The following is a 12,667-nucleotide window of genomic DNA, read 5'->3' as shown; positions in this document are numbered from 1 at the left end:
CATAAATAAAAAAGAGGTGCCGTTTTTTGATTCGGCACCTCTTTTTTATTTCACAAATCCCATTCCAATCATCCAGGCTTTACAGCTTTCGGGCCAACTATGGACTGAGCCTTTCAGTTTTTGGGCCAAACCAAAACCATGGCCACCGCTTTCGTAAACAAGCAGCGAAGCGGGGATTTTGAGTTTTCGAAGGGCATCGTAGTACAATAAACTGTTTTCAACGGGTACACCTTTATCATCCGTCGCATGAACAAGCAACGTAGGTGGCGTTTTATCAGAAACCTGTTTTTCGGTAGAATAGAAATCCAATTGCTCCTGCGAAGGCGTTTTACCCAACAATTTTTCAAACGAACCCGCATGTTTGAATGGCCCGGAAGTGATGACAGGATACATCAAAATCGAAAAATTAGGCTTACAAATTTCGGGATTGGAAAGATTTTTCAGGCCGGTCAGGTCTTTTGCCAAATACCAGTGGGTACTCGCGGTAGAAGCCAAATGCCCGCCTGCCGAAAATCCCATGATACCGATACGACTAGGGTCAATCTTATATTTATCCGCATTTTCACGAACAATCTGTATTCCTTTCAGTGCATCTTCCAACCCTACTTCGTGTTTGTTTGACCAAAGAGCATCGTCGGGAAGGCGGTATTTCAACACAAAAGCGGTTACGCCAAAACTGTTAAACCACGTAGCCACGTTCACTCCTTCATGTCCGGCAGCTTCGATGCTGTAACCTCCGCCCGGACAAATGATTACCGCCGCGCCGTTGGGCTTGTCGGGAAAATAAGCCGACAACACCGGCAATACAATATTACTGATTCGCAAAATTCCGTCATTTCCTGCCTCAATCTTTTCCTGAACGTTACGATTTTTTAAGTCATTGGGGATTTTTCCATCAGGCCAAAGCGGGATGACGGTTTGCGAACGCGACATAGTAGAATTGAAAATAATAAATGAAAGACACAGAATGAAGTACAAAGATAAGTGGGATTTCATAGGATGCTTGTTTTTACACTTTACCAAACCCATTGATTTATATTTTCTACTCACACTTTTTATCAATCCGTACGCAGCCATCCCGTCAAACTCAGGCGCTCACGCAGGGCCGGAAGTACCTCGTGTTCCAATTTATCCGCTTCAAAACACACCAAACGACCGCCTAAAGGAGCAATTTTTACGGATTCTGCATTTGGAAAATGAATGACCAATTCTCCACCGTCGGTCGCCTGCCAATCTCCGTTCAAATAACAAATCACTGACATTTTTCGACTCGAATCGTGCAAAAATCGGTCAAAATGTCGTTTGTAGAATGTTCCGATAGGATACAAAGCATAATGAAATTCAAAACTTCGTAATCCCAGATAGCACGTTCGATTGAGATACGTGATAAACGTATTGATTTTATAAAAAAAAGCCTGTTCGTCCACATCGACAGAGTTTTCGTCTAACCACAGAATATGGTCACCGCGAACTTTATCCTGTACATGGCGCTCGCTTTTTTGACCAATCCCCGCCGTCCTAAAAATACCCGCCTCATGACGTTGACTTAAGATCAATACCAGCGCTTTCACTTCTTTGGGAGTAAAAAAATCGTCCGTTACTCCGTAACTATGTTCGGCGATGCTATCTATCAGTAAATCAAAGATTTTCATTATCAGGGGATTATCTCAAAGGTAGTCACAGATATTTACAATGTTTAAAATAAAAAGCACTCTGTAACATATATCACTCATTTTACCCAAAATATGCCCGACATTTGTCTCATTAATTCACAATCACAAAATCATAAAGCTATGTTTGGACTATTCAAAACCAAGAAAAATTACGAAAACGTAAACGCTTCTACATTTAAGCAATTGATGACAGAAACACCCAATGCTGTTATTTTGGACGTCCGCACGGCGGCAGAAGCCCGTTCAGGAAGTATCAAAGGCACCGTCAATATTGACCTGATGAGCGTAGATTTTCAGCAAAAAATTGCTAAATTGGACAAAAACAAAACCTATTTTGTGTATTGTCGGAGTGGCAATCGCAGCGGACAAGCCTGCAAAGTAATGGGCGATGCGGGTTTCACAAACGTATATAATCTTTCGGGTGGCATGATGAGCTGGCCGTACTAAACACACAAAGCTACATGACAGCAATCCTTCAAAACTGGAATTTTATGCGCTTCCTGCGATTGGGCATGGGGCTGTGGTTGGTCTATTCCGCTTTTGCCGATCACCAACCGCTTTTAGGGCTTTTGGGCAGCGTATTTGCTTTACAGGCCATTATGAACGCAGGTTGCTGTGGAGCAAGCGGTTGTGCCATGCCCAACGCACGTCAAAGCACAGGCCAAATCACCAAAGAACCAATTCAGTATGAAGAAATTAAGTAGTTTAAAATGGGGATGGATAGGTGCCTTGGCAGGTGCTGTCGGCGGTTATTGGTATTGGAAAGAAATAGGTTGCGTTACAGGAACTTGTCCCCTCAAATCACAATGGCAAACCATGGTGCCTTACGGGGCTCTTTTGGGTTACTTTGGAGGAGGATTGTTACAAGATATAGGACTAAAAAAACCCAAATAGGTTCTATGGTTTTTCAGAATAGAGACAATTTGTCTGCCCGGCATTCTTTTTTTAGGTTCTCAAATTACATTAAAAAGTAAAAACCATGGAAAAGAAAGAAACTTTCAACGAAATAATTAACGGTACTACGCCCGTGTTGGTAGACTTTTTTGCCGAATGGTGCGGTCCCTGCAAGATGATGTCGCCGATTTTGAAAGATTTTGCTACCCAAATGGGCGACCGCGTACGTGTGCTTAAGATTGACGTGGACAAAAACGAGAAGTTGTCTAACACTTACAAAATAAAAAGTATGCCCACTTTTATGATTTTTCAAAAGGGAAAAGTGGTTTGGCGTCATACGGGTACTATTCAGAAAAAACAGTTGGAACAGGTAGTAAATCAATTGAATACTCAACCCCGCTAAATGACCCTACCAGCGCAGTTCAACATTTTTTCGGAGATATTCCGCCACGAAATACTACAAAAAGGAATGCGAAAAACCCTTCTAAAACCGTAACTTTTCCAGTGCTTTTGTAACATATATCACTGACTCGAAGGTGTTTTCAGTGCGACCTTTACATCATGAAATCAACCACTACAAAACTCATCGCGGTATGCCTTCTTTGTGCCGCACTTTTGGTTGGATTGTATTTCATCATCGAAGGACTTTAATACTAAAAACATCTCTATCATGAAACCTAACATGGGCGGCACCGACCGCATTATTCGCCTTATCGTTGCGGCTATCGCCATTGCATTGTATTTTACAGGAACTCTTACCGGCACGCTCGGCATCATTGCGCTGGTAGTAGCTGCCATTTTTGCGTTGACAAGCGTCATCAGTTTTTGCCCGCTGTATGCTATTTTTGGGCTGAATACCTGTTTAGTGAAAAGTTAAGCAAGAGCAAAAATTCATCAAAAAAGCCATTTTACCTGTGTAGAATGGCTTTTTTGATGGTCTGTGTTAGGGAATCCTGCGTTTTCAGTTACTTTTGATTTTTCTCATATCTTCCTCAAAACCACTATGAAACCAACCTTTGATGCCAAACCATTATTTTGGGTCAGCTTAGCCGTTGTTTTTTACTTTGGCTTCGTTTATCTTAATCATTCTTACTTCAAAATTGACTTCGTATTGCTCGGTGTTTTTCAGGAAATGATGCTTTTTCCACTCATGGTTTTGCAATTGGTTCTGTTATTTTTCTCGTTACAAAATCTCTTCTCCACCCAATTTTCTTTTAAGACGTATTCTTTTCCAACCGTTTGCCTCCTACTGACAAGCTCCCTTTTGACGTGGGGATCCTTTTTTGTTGAATAAAATTCAGATAATCCAACCCCAGTTGATTTTGTTATTTCATATCGTATATTTGCGATATATAATTTAAAAATATGGCTATCAACCGAAAAATGGATTTCCAAGCCGATGAAATTGCGCTGGCTGATTTTGCAAAAGCCATTGCTCATCCGGCCCGCATCGCGATCCTGAAAATACTGGCACAACAAAAAAGCTGCATCTGCGGCGAAATCGTGGAAGGGCTGCCGCTGGCACAGGCTACCGTCTCACAACACCTTAAAGAACTGAAAGTCATCGGGCTTATCAAAGGGACTATTGAAGGGAAAACGTCCTGTTATTGTATTGATTGGGAGGTTTTCAATGCCTTTGTCGGACAATTTGGAGTCTTTGCTGAATTAGCCCAAAACGCACCCAATCAATCACAATCCTGCTGCTGAAAATATAGAACTCAAATTCGTCATTCGCTTATGTCTCGACCAAAAAAACTCTCCTTTTTAGATACTTATCTTACCCTTTGGATATTCCTGGCCATGATTCTGGGCGTAAGTATTGGCTACTTTTTTCCCGAATCCGAAGGCTTTATCAACAGTTTCAATGTGGGTACTACTAACATTCCACTGGCGATTGGTTTGGTTTTGATGATGTACCCGCCCTTGGCCAAGGTGCGCTATGAAGAACTGCCAAAGGTATTTACCAACACCAAAATTCTGGTACTGTCGTTGGTTCAAAACTGGATTATCGGGCCGTTGCTGATGTTTGGTTTGGCAGTTATTTTCCTACCCGACAAACCCGAATATATGACGGGACTGATTATGATTGGCATTGCCCGCTGCATTGCGATGGTCATTGTTTGGAACGACCTTGCCAACGGGGATCGGCTTTACGCAGCCGGCTTGGTTGCCTTCAACAGCATTTTTCAAGTTCTTTTTTATTCGGTGTATGCGTGGGTTTTTATCACGGTTTTGCCGCCGTTATTTGGACTGAAAGGGTATGAAGTCAATATCACCATTGGCGAAGTGGCGCAGAGCGTATTTATCTATCTCGGCATTCCGTTTTTATTGGGCATTATTTCCCGTTACGGCATCACGGCACTTATGGGCCGTCAGTGGTTTGAGGACGTGTATTTACCTAAAATCAGCCCCATTACACTAATTGCTTTGTTGCTTACTATTGTAGTAATGTTTAGCCTCAAAGGACAGTTGATTGTCCAAATTCCCTTAGATGTAGTTCGGATTGCGATTCCGCTTACATTCTATTTTGGAATTATGTTTTTGTCGGCTTTTTATCTTTCCAAACGAGCAGGTGCCAATTACGCCAAATCCACTTCATTGGCCTTTACTGCGGCCGGTAATAACTTTGAACTGGGCATTGCCGTCGCCATTGCGGTGTTTGGCATCAATTCCGGTGCTGCTTTTGCCGCCGTTGTCGGGCCGCTCATTGAGGTACCCGTTTTGATATTATTTGTGAATTATGCCCTCAAACAAACCCATAAATTTCAACCATGATTTCTAACGTAAAACACTATTTTGAACATCTTGACCTCAATGAGGTATCCACCGAACGCCAATCTATTTTGCAGCCTTTAGTGGAATATATAAAATCAAAAACCGACGCACAACAATCTGTTAATCTGACGTTTATCTGTACGCACAATTCCCGCCGCAGTCATTTGGGGCAAGTATGGGCTCAGGTAGCTGCGGCGTATTTTGGCATTGAAAATGTCCATTCTTTTTCGGGAGGAACAGAAGCGACGGCCTGCAATCCCCGTACCATTGCGGCATTTCAACGTGCAGGACTGGAAGTGGTAAAAACTACAGCTTCGGAAAATCCCGTTTACGAAATTCGATTTGATGATTATTCCCAACCCATTATAGCTTTCTCCAAAGTCTACGACCAAGCTCCCAATCCCAATCGTGGCTTTGCGGCCATTATGACCTGTGACCACGCCGAGGCCAATTGTCCGTTTATTCCGGGAGCTGAAAAACGCCTACCTATCATGTACATTGACCCCAAAGTAGCAGACGATACTCCGGAAGAAACCGCCACCTACGATGCCCGCTGTCGGCAGATTGCCACGGAGATGAAATGGGTGTTTACCAACCTATAAACGGCACTTGAACGCTATTTTTAAGTTGCTTACCTTTGTTAAATAAAACAGTATTTAATTATGCAAGCTACTCTCAAGGTTCGTTTATCGGTCAAAAAATTAGCCGAATTAGCTCGTCAATTATCTCCCAAGGAAAAGTCCAAATTGATTGCACTCTTACAGGAGGAAGAAGAAGAGTATATGACTAAGGAAGAATTGGTTGAGCGTATTAAGGAAGGGCTGGAAGAAGTAAAACTTTATAAAGAAGGAAAAATAAAGTTGAGAACTTTAAAAGAGTTCTTAGCTGATGTATAATATAATTCCTGCCCAAAGTTTTGAGCGCAATGCCAAGCCACTCCTTAAAAAGTACCCATCTTTAAGAGATGAATTATTTGAATTAGGGGAGCAACTTGCTCAAAATCCCATGCAAGGTACTCCATTGGGAAAATCCTGCTATAAAATACGCCTCGCCATCAAAAGTAAAGGGAAGGGCAAAAGTGGCGGCCCGCGCAGGGCGGTGCACGAGTCGTTACGTATGTAGTGACTGAAAACGAAGAAGTTATCCTGCTTACTATTTATGATAAAAAGGTCAAAGCAGACTTAGAGCCTAATGAATTGGATACGCTTCTTAACAGCCTTGAGTAAATTTCCAAAGTCCCCCTCCCCCGCAAAATAGGGTATAGCCCTCTCAAAGAAATCGCCACCTACGACGCCCGCTGTCAGCAGATTGCTACGAAGATAAAATGGTGTTTGAGAAGGCAAAAATCCCTTCAATAAATCCTTAAAAATTAGTCGAATGTGATTAATATCACCGTTTTTTGACTAAATGAGTGCCAGATTTGCATTGTACAAAATCAACGCAAAAAATGGCAGCTTTCTTTTTTATCATTGTCCTGTTACATTTGGCCGCAGGTTTCGGCTGGGTGCTTTATAAAATCGCTTTTCAGAACAATGAGCCGAAATAGCTTTCAATCAACTCATTCAAATTAGCTTGTAAAACCATGACCACATCCCATATCCATTTGCTTTGGCAAGAAGCCCGTACCCGTTTTTCCAATCTGTTGAAAAACATTTCTGAAAGCGATTTAACCAAAACGCTCGGCAACAGTCCCAACAGCGCGGGCTTTTTAATTCGACACGTTGCCGATGTGGAGTTACTTTTCAGTAAAAATGTGTTTGGACAAACCAATTTACACGTATCAGCAAAAACAGTCATTGCTCAAAAAGATACGGGGGAATGGACAAACCTGGCTGAGTTGTTGGTGTATCAGCAAGAAGCTTATCAATGTTTAGAAAAAGCTATTTTAAATCAAAGCGATGCCGATTGGCAAATCACAATCTCCACCAAGGAATTCGGGACTAAAACCAAAGTCGAAGCTTTAGGTCGAATAATATCTCATACGGCCTACCACGCGGGTCAACTGGGTATTATTCTAAAGTATGGAAAATAAAAGTATGGATAAAAACCGCTACATTAACGTTGTATTTGCACACGTAATCAAATTGGTCAATTAGTATGAAGCCTTTATTCATATCGGGATTATTTTTTCTGTCTACCGTTTCAATGACAGCCTTCAAATTACAACAAGCTCCTCAACAATCCGTCAACTACCAAAAACTCGGTGATTCACTCAGTTTGCAGGCTCAACAGACGTTAATTAAAAATCTGCTGGGTGCCATTGAAAAAGGCGGTACTGCATACGCGGTAGATTTTTGTAACGAGAATGCGGTGCCGTTGACTAAGTCTCTTTCCAAGAAGTATGAAGTTGAAATTCAACGGATTTCGACCAAAAATCGTAACCCCAACAATGCCGCTTCGATGTTTGACAAAAAGATCCTGGACTTGTTTACCTCTAATTCTCTGAAAGATACGCTCGTGAGCACTCCCAAAGGGTACGTTTATTACAAACCCATCAAAATCGGAATGCCTACCTGTCTGCAATGCCACGGCAAACCCAAACAGGATATTGAAGCCGCAACGCTGAAAACAATTCAACGAAAATACCGTTTTGACAAAGCAACGGGTTATGCTATGGGCGAGCTGAGAGGTACCTGGAAGTTAACGTTTGAAGTAAAACAATGAAAAACATTCTATTAATCCTCGCCCTAATCGTAGGGCAAGGGGCTTGTTCAACAGGCCAAAAAGCGCAAACTATCGACGCAAAAACCTTTCAAAATCTCATTGATACCCTTCCCGATGAAGTGGTGGTGGATGTACGTACGAGCCCGGAACTGGTCGGAGGCGTTATTCCACAGGCCATTCACATGGATTACAACGGCCCAGATTTTGAAAAACAGATAGAAAAACTCGACAAAAATAAACCCGTATTGGTTTATTGCGCTACCGGGGGGCGCAGCGCCAACGCGGGCGAACTATTGCTGAAAAAGGGATTCAAAAAAGTGTACAATCTGGATGGTGGCCTCAACGGATGGCGAGCGGCGGGGTATTCAACGGCGATTGTAGCTCAATAACATCAGTTAGCGGAATAGTTGCTTTGCTCGATCTTGGAAAGCAGTTTAGACTTGCCTTCCAAGAAGGCTTTGTCGTACTCAGTGGTGGAAATGGTTTTATCCAAAATTTCGTAATTTTCGTAATCCTGAAACACAATTCCGCCGACAGTTTCGCGCTTGGTGGCTTTCCGCAGACGGGGTCCGCCGTTGGCGTACGACAAATAATCTAAGGTGTGTGTCTGCCGGTTAATCCAATAACAAAACTCATCTTCGTGGTCTTTTCCGCCACCCTCTTGGTCAAATGTGACTTTGATTTTGTCGTATTTTTGGTTTTCGATGGTTATTTCTCCCATGTATTTCAAATTAACGGCGGGTTCTGACAGTTTATAAGGAAGCAATATAAAATAGGCAATGGAGTTGGTGCCTTCGCGGTATTTATCGGTGTCTTTTTGAGAAAGTACTTGAGTGGTATCATTGCGCTTTCTGACAAAGCTTTCGTTGGTCAAAATATCGCGATACACGTTATTGAGCGAATCGGTCGTCGTTCGTTCGTAGCTAAACTGCGTTCCCATTTGTTTTAAACGCACCTTAAACTTCCGAAAATCAAAAGACACGTCAAAATTTTGGTAGCTCTTACCGCCGTGTGCCTCTATACATTGCGCCACTATTTGTTTTGCTTTTTCGTCTTCTGTTTTTTGGGGATTACACCTAACAAATAATCCTAAAAAAATGAGAATACAGGCCAATCTCAACATCGTAAATAGTGTTTTGGGTAAAAGTATAAAAGCAAAACAGTTTCTATTGTAATCCCAAATCTATCACTAAAAACAATTAAAATCACCCATTGATTTAAGAATTCCCTAAATTCAAACAGCTTCTTTCACAACATTATCCCTCAATTTTAGGGTATTACATCAATTGGATTGGTTAGAATTACCGGTATCCGTGCTTACTTTAACGGCTATATCAAAGACATCTCTGCCAAAGTAGTAAGTTTTATCTCTTTTGAAGAATCCAGCAGAAAAATGAATCGTCACAAACGCGCTTCCGCTATCCAGTTTTTGGGTCTGTTTTTATTAACAACGTTGATAGGTTTTACCCAAGCCCCCAAACCCAATATCATTTTCATTTTAGCTGACGACTTAGCCCAAGCCGATTTAGGCTGTTATGGTAATCCTTACAACGAAACGCCGAACATTGACAAACTGGCCAAAAATGGTATCAAGTTTACCCAAAGTTACTCAGCTTGCCCCGTTTGTTCACCTTCACGAGCAGCAATTATGACCGGAAAACACCCTGCCCGGCTTAAATTAACTAACTTCTTGGTAGGAGAGCGAATGGATTCTCTTTCGCCTGTACTACCCGCCCAATGGACGAAATATCTTGGTTCATCAGAGAAAACACTGGCTGAACGACTTAAAACACTGGGCTATCAAACCGGTTTTGTGGGTAAATGGCATTTGGGCAGTGCGGACTCACTTGCTCCTTGGGGGCAGGGTTTCGATTACTCAAGAATGATTGGCAAAAATGGGCTGGATTACTACAATTACAGCATTTACGAAGATAGTTACCGAAATGCTTTCGAGGACAAAGGTACGACTTATCTGACTGATAAACTGACCGATTACGCCCTTGACTTTATAAAAAGAGCCGACCGACAGCAGCCTTTTTTTCTGTATCTCTGCTATTCGGCACCGCACGTTTTCTTGGTTCCACGGGGCGACAAAGTAAGCAAATACCTCAAAAAACACGAACAATACAAAGGAAAGTACAACCCGTATTATGCCGCCATGATTGAAAGCATGGACGACGGGGTAGGGCAAATCATGAAATTATTGGAAGAACAGGGGGTGAATGAAAATACCCTTATTGTCTTCACTTCCGACAACGGCGGCGTAGGTGTACCCGAACTTGGCCCTGTTCCTACATCGGCAGGGAATTTGCGTAAATGGAAAGGATTTACCTACGAAGGGGGAATCCGAGTGCCTACACTAATGGCTTGGAAGGGACAATTCCCCGCCAGCCAAACCTGCGACCAATATTTTATGAACACCGACTATACCCCTACCATTTTAGAGATACTGGGACAAAAATCGGACGTCTCACCCGATGCCCAAAGCTTTTATACTTTACTCAAAAACCCGACAATAAAACACGAACGAGGCCCCATTTTTTGGCATTATCCACATTTTAGCAACCAGACCAGCCGCCCGTCGGGGGCTATACGACTGGGCGACTGGAAATTAACAAAAAGCTACGAAACAAATCAGGTTGAACTATTCAACCTCAGAACGGACGAATCCGAAACCAAGGATTTGAGCAAAAGTAACGTCAAAAAAGCGCAGGAATTACAGCAAAAACTAAGCGATTGGCTTAAAGAAGTAGATGCCAATATGCCCATCAGAAAATAGGCTAAAGGTAGAACTACTGTAAAATCTATACACCAATAGCCCCCATTGCGGAAACGAAGAGGTACTAATCTATTTTTACTACACTATGTCATTTTTAATCTACGGAGCAAGCGGATTCACGGGCGCACTTATTGTTGACTTAGCCGTTAAAAAAGGCTTGAAACCCGTTATTACGGGTCGAAGCGAGGCTAAAATCCAATCCATTGCCGAAAAATATGGGTTAGACTACTTGGTTTTTGGTTTGACTAACAAAGACGAAATCGTCAAAAATCTGGAAAAATTCCCGTTGGTATTGAATTGCGCCGGCCCTTTTACCCGAACTGCTAAACCGTTGGTAGAAGCCTGTTTAGTTTCCAAAACGCATTATTTAGACATTACGGGAGAAATTGAAGTGTTTGAATTGGTAAAATCATACCACAAAAAAGCCCTTGAAAGTAAAATTGTGCTAATGCCAGGTGTAGGATTTGACGTCGTTCCGACCGATTGTATGGCCGACTACTTACATACTCAACTCCCTGATGCCACTCATTTGGAATTGGCTTTCGCCAATGTGGGCGGCAGTATTTCGCACGGTACTATGACCACCATGCTCGAAGGCTTGGGCAATACAGGAGCCGCTCGGGAAAACGACAAGATTGTTCCCAAACCCATTGGTTCCAAGGGGAAAATGATTGATTTTGGGCAACTAAAGCACTTTACCATGACCATTCCGTGGGGTGATGTATCCACGGCGCATCATACTACGGGGATTCCGAACATTGAAACGTATGTAGGAGCTCCTCGATTCGCTTATTTTTTCATGAAGCTGCAATTTTTGTTTAACCCCATTTTACGCAGTAGTTTTATCAAAAAGAAATTGCAAAACTACGTGGACAAAAAAATAACGGGCCCCACCGAAAGCCAATCCCAAAAAGGGAAATCGTTCATTTGGGGAAAGGTGACCAATACCGAAGGTAAAACCGTAGAAGGGCGTCTGATAACGCCCGAAGGCTACAAACTGACTGCCGAAGCTTCGCTGCTAATCACCCAAAAAATCTTGTCGCTCAAAGACGTTGCTGGCTACCAAACCCCAGCGGGGTTGTTTGGTTATGGGTTGATTACGGAAATTAAGGATGCCGCTTTTGAGAAATAATAACGAAGTCCATCGCTGAAAAGCCTACCGAATTGGGTCAAAAATGGAACCACTTACCCCTGTTTCGGTCAACGTTGGGCCGGTTCTGAGTTCCTCAATAGGCAATTTCAACGGCCCGAGTTGATGAAAGGACGGCAACATCGCTCCAGTATACTGCCGAGTCCAGTTTTCCCACGTGGCCATGACGCCGCCAATAGGAATGACTTTCACCACATTTTATAGGATTGCGGCAATCCGTTAGCGTCGAGTTTCCAAAGGTATGCATCGCCAGGAGTTACTCCTCCGCTGGCATAGCTGACCAACAGGCCGTTGGTTTTGTCTTCATTTTTCACCAAACTGCGGGTGGTTCCTTCGTCAGATGCTTTGAACGGAGCAATGAGCCAAAAGGAATCATTGCAGAAATAAGTCCATGCTTTTCCACGAACCACATCCAAATTGGGTCCTTTTATTTCTTTATTTCCTTCAAAAGCTCTTCCCTTCTCCCAAGTGTTGAGGTTCAGTAGCACCTTGTAATCACCCCAATGGATAAAAACCAAATTACTTTTCTTATCCCAAACGTAGGTATGACCGCCTCCGTATTTCCACGTAATGATGTTGGTGCTGTCCCAAGCGGGTTTATTGACCGCCGCCAGCATAGGGTGATTGCATCAAGTGTTAAGTTGGTTTAACAGGGTTTTAAGGTAAGCATCGTCGCGAGCGGCTTTCTTTCGCTTACGAGCCAAACTCATTTCAGTCGGCTCTCGCTTTAAG

20 protein-coding genes are annotated in these 12,667 nt (G+C 42.7%); 15 read left to right on the top strand and 5 right to left on the bottom strand.

The genetic code is table 11. The features are described from left to right. Positions 1-45: 45 nt before the first annotated feature. Both Q0081_RS18345 and Q0081_RS18340 read right to left on the bottom strand, forming a co-directional pair. Entirely contained in the window at positions 46-996 is a 951-nt protein-coding gene (locus Q0081_RS18345; RefSeq protein ID WP_298356467.1) for an alpha/beta hydrolase, read from the bottom strand. A gap of 62 nt (positions 997-1,058) precedes the next feature. Continuing rightward, complete coding sequence (locus Q0081_RS18340; RefSeq protein WP_310586508.1) at positions 1,059-1,652, bottom strand: 2OG-Fe(II) oxygenase; 594 nt, start codon at positions 1,650-1,652, stop codon at positions 1,059-1,061. A gap of 141 nt (positions 1,653-1,793) precedes the next feature. Between Q0081_RS18340 and Q0081_RS18335 the strand changes: the two genes are divergently transcribed. The 13 genes from Q0081_RS18335 (at position 1,794) to Q0081_RS18275 (ending at position 8,395) form a co-directional block, all read left to right on the top strand. After that, positions 1,794-2,120: a rhodanese-like domain-containing protein gene (locus Q0081_RS18335; protein ID WP_298356464.1), complete on the top strand. Its 327-nt coding sequence runs from the start codon at positions 1,794-1,796 to the stop codon at positions 2,118-2,120. 14 nt (positions 2,121-2,134) lie between these two features. After that, on the top strand, positions 2,135-2,377 hold the full coding sequence (locus tag Q0081_RS18330; RefSeq protein ID WP_298356462.1) for a hypothetical protein: 243 nt from the start codon (positions 2,135-2,137) through the stop codon (positions 2,375-2,377). Beyond that, on the top strand, positions 2,361-2,567 hold the full coding sequence (locus Q0081_RS18325; RefSeq protein ID WP_298356459.1) for a hypothetical protein: 207 nt from the start codon (positions 2,361-2,363) through the stop codon (positions 2,565-2,567). Before Q0081_RS18330 ends, Q0081_RS18325 begins: the two co-directional genes overlap by 17 nt. A gap of 85 nt (positions 2,568-2,652) precedes the next feature. Continuing rightward, entirely contained in the window at positions 2,653-2,970 is a 318-nt protein-coding gene (trxA, locus tag Q0081_RS18320; RefSeq protein ID WP_298356456.1) for a thioredoxin, read from the top strand. Between the two features lie 267 nt (positions 2,971-3,237). Continuing rightward, the gene (locus Q0081_RS18315; RefSeq protein WP_298356453.1) at positions 3,238-3,444 is read left to right on the top strand and encodes a DUF2892 domain-containing protein; all 207 of its coding nucleotides are present in this window, start codon (positions 3,238-3,240) and stop codon (positions 3,442-3,444) included. A gap of 488 nt (positions 3,445-3,932) precedes the next feature. Then, on the top strand, positions 3,933-4,274 hold the full coding sequence (locus Q0081_RS18310) for a helix-turn-helix transcriptional regulator (protein ID WP_298356450.1): 342 nt from the start codon (positions 3,933-3,935) through the stop codon (positions 4,272-4,274). 30 nt (positions 4,275-4,304) lie between these two features. Continuing rightward, positions 4,305-5,342: an ACR3 family arsenite efflux transporter gene (arsB, locus tag Q0081_RS18305; RefSeq protein ID WP_298356447.1), complete on the top strand. Its 1,038-nt coding sequence runs from the start codon at positions 4,305-4,307 to the stop codon at positions 5,340-5,342. Further along, positions 5,339-5,944: a protein-tyrosine-phosphatase gene (locus tag Q0081_RS18300; RefSeq protein WP_298356444.1), complete on the top strand. Its 606-nt coding sequence runs from the start codon at positions 5,339-5,341 to the stop codon at positions 5,942-5,944. The genes arsB and Q0081_RS18300 overlap by 4 nt, the downstream gene beginning before the upstream one ends. 60 nt (positions 5,945-6,004) lie before the next feature. Further along, complete coding sequence (locus Q0081_RS18295) at positions 6,005-6,238, top strand: hypothetical protein (RefSeq protein WP_298356442.1); 234 nt, start codon at positions 6,005-6,007, stop codon at positions 6,236-6,238. After that, positions 6,231-6,464, top strand: a complete 234-nt coding sequence (locus tag Q0081_RS18290) for a hypothetical protein (RefSeq protein ID WP_310586507.1) — start codon at positions 6,231-6,233, stop codon at positions 6,462-6,464. Before Q0081_RS18295 ends, Q0081_RS18290 begins: the two co-directional genes overlap by 8 nt. A gap of 460 nt (positions 6,465-6,924) precedes the next feature. Beyond that, positions 6,925-7,374 carry a DinB family protein gene (locus Q0081_RS18285; RefSeq protein ID WP_298356439.1) on the top strand — a complete coding sequence of 150 codons (450 nt, stop codon included), beginning with the start codon at positions 6,925-6,927 and terminating at the stop codon, positions 7,372-7,374. A 65-nt stretch (positions 7,375-7,439) separates the two neighbouring features. Continuing rightward, positions 7,440-8,006 carry a DUF3365 domain-containing protein gene (locus Q0081_RS18280; protein ID WP_298356436.1) on the top strand — a complete coding sequence of 189 codons (567 nt, stop codon included), beginning with the start codon at positions 7,440-7,442 and terminating at the stop codon, positions 8,004-8,006. Continuing rightward, on the top strand, positions 8,003-8,395 hold the full coding sequence (locus Q0081_RS18275; protein ID WP_298356433.1) for a rhodanese-like domain-containing protein: 393 nt from the start codon (positions 8,003-8,005) through the stop codon (positions 8,393-8,395). The genes Q0081_RS18280 and Q0081_RS18275 overlap by 4 nt, the downstream gene beginning before the upstream one ends. Positions 8,396-8,397: 2 nt before the next feature. Here the strand turns inward: Q0081_RS18275 and Q0081_RS18270 are convergent, their stop codons facing one another. Then, a complete protein-coding gene (locus tag Q0081_RS18270; RefSeq protein ID WP_298356429.1) occupies positions 8,398-9,129 on the bottom strand; it encodes a DUF6503 family protein in 732 nt (243 codons plus the stop codon). Between the two features lie 168 nt (positions 9,130-9,297). Between Q0081_RS18270 and Q0081_RS18265 the strand changes: the two genes are divergently transcribed. Both Q0081_RS18265 and Q0081_RS18260 read left to right on the top strand, forming a co-directional pair. Next, positions 9,298-10,785, top strand: a complete 1,488-nt coding sequence (locus Q0081_RS18265) for a sulfatase (protein ID WP_298356426.1) — start codon at positions 9,298-9,300, stop codon at positions 10,783-10,785. An 85-nt stretch (positions 10,786-10,870) separates the two neighbouring features. Further along, a complete protein-coding gene (locus Q0081_RS18260) occupies positions 10,871-11,917 on the top strand; it encodes a trans-acting enoyl reductase family protein (protein WP_298356423.1) in 1,047 nt (348 codons plus the stop codon). A gap of 24 nt (positions 11,918-11,941) precedes the next feature. Here the strand turns inward: Q0081_RS18260 and Q0081_RS18255 are convergent, their stop codons facing one another. Both Q0081_RS18255 and Q0081_RS18250 read right to left on the bottom strand, forming a co-directional pair. Next, complete coding sequence (locus tag Q0081_RS18255; protein ID WP_298356419.1) at positions 11,942-12,127, bottom strand: hypothetical protein; 186 nt, start codon at positions 12,125-12,127, stop codon at positions 11,942-11,944. Next, positions 12,124-12,552 carry a hypothetical protein gene (locus Q0081_RS18250; protein WP_298356416.1) on the bottom strand — a complete coding sequence of 143 codons (429 nt, stop codon included), beginning with the start codon at positions 12,550-12,552 and terminating at the stop codon, positions 12,124-12,126. Before Q0081_RS18250 ends, Q0081_RS18255 begins: the two co-directional genes overlap by 4 nt. Between the last annotated feature and the right edge of the window lie 115 nt (positions 12,553-12,667).

This window comes from Runella sp., from assembly GCF_027484545.1.
In the GTDB taxonomy this organism is placed as follows: domain Bacteria; phylum Bacteroidota; class Bacteroidia; order Cytophagales; family Spirosomataceae; genus Runella.
This window is presented reverse-complemented; position numbering and strand designations above follow the sequence as displayed.

What these genes read in the sequence shown, in the direction of transcription:
- Q0081_RS18325 (WP_298356459.1), top strand. Translation starts at nt 2,361, where the DNA reads ATGAAGAAATTAAGTAGTTTAAAATGGGGATGGATAGGTGCCTTGGCA.
- Q0081_RS18285 (WP_298356439.1), top strand. Translation starts at nt 6,925, where the DNA reads ATGACCACATCCCATATCCATTTGCTTTGGCAAGAAGCCCGTACCCGT.
- Q0081_RS18280 (WP_298356436.1), top strand. Translation starts at nt 7,440, where the DNA reads ATGAAGCCTTTATTCATATCGGGATTATTTTTTCTGTCTACCGTTTCA.
- Q0081_RS18275 (WP_298356433.1), top strand. Translation starts at nt 8,003, where the DNA reads ATGAAAAACATTCTATTAATCCTCGCCCTAATCGTAGGGCAAGGGGCT.
- arsB (WP_298356447.1), top strand. Translation starts at nt 4,305, where the DNA reads ATGTCTCGACCAAAAAAACTCTCCTTTTTAGATACTTATCTTACCCTT.
- Q0081_RS18315 (WP_298356453.1), top strand. Translation starts at nt 3,238, where the DNA reads ATGAAACCTAACATGGGCGGCACCGACCGCATTATTCGCCTTATCGTT.
- Q0081_RS18290 (WP_310586507.1), top strand. Translation starts at nt 6,231, where the DNA reads ATGTATAATATAATTCCTGCCCAAAGTTTTGAGCGCAATGCCAAGCCA.
- Q0081_RS18310 (WP_298356450.1), top strand. Translation starts at nt 3,933, where the DNA reads ATGGCTATCAACCGAAAAATGGATTTCCAAGCCGATGAAATTGCGCTG.
- Q0081_RS18270 (WP_298356429.1), bottom strand. Translation starts at nt 9,129, where the DNA reads ATGTTGAGATTGGCCTGTATTCTCATTTTTTTAGGATTATTTGTTAGG.
- Q0081_RS18345 (WP_298356467.1), bottom strand. Translation starts at nt 996, where the DNA reads ATGAAATCCCACTTATCTTTGTACTTCATTCTGTGTCTTTCATTTATT.
- Q0081_RS18335 (WP_298356464.1), top strand. Translation starts at nt 1,794, where the DNA reads ATGTTTGGACTATTCAAAACCAAGAAAAATTACGAAAACGTAAACGCT.
- trxA (WP_298356456.1), top strand. Translation starts at nt 2,653, where the DNA reads ATGGAAAAGAAAGAAACTTTCAACGAAATAATTAACGGTACTACGCCC.
- Q0081_RS18300 (WP_298356444.1), top strand. Translation starts at nt 5,339, where the DNA reads ATGATTTCTAACGTAAAACACTATTTTGAACATCTTGACCTCAATGAG.
- Q0081_RS18295 (WP_298356442.1), top strand. Translation starts at nt 6,005, where the DNA reads ATGCAAGCTACTCTCAAGGTTCGTTTATCGGTCAAAAAATTAGCCGAA.
- Q0081_RS18260 (WP_298356423.1), top strand. Translation starts at nt 10,871, where the DNA reads ATGTCATTTTTAATCTACGGAGCAAGCGGATTCACGGGCGCACTTATT.
- Q0081_RS18250 (WP_298356416.1), bottom strand. Translation starts at nt 12,552, where the DNA reads ATGCTGGCGGCGGTCAATAAACCCGCTTGGGACAGCACCAACATCATT.
- Q0081_RS18330 (WP_298356462.1), top strand. Translation starts at nt 2,135, where the DNA reads ATGACAGCAATCCTTCAAAACTGGAATTTTATGCGCTTCCTGCGATTG.
- Q0081_RS18340 (WP_310586508.1), bottom strand. Translation starts at nt 1,652, where the DNA reads ATGAAAATCTTTGATTTACTGATAGATAGCATCGCCGAACATAGTTAC.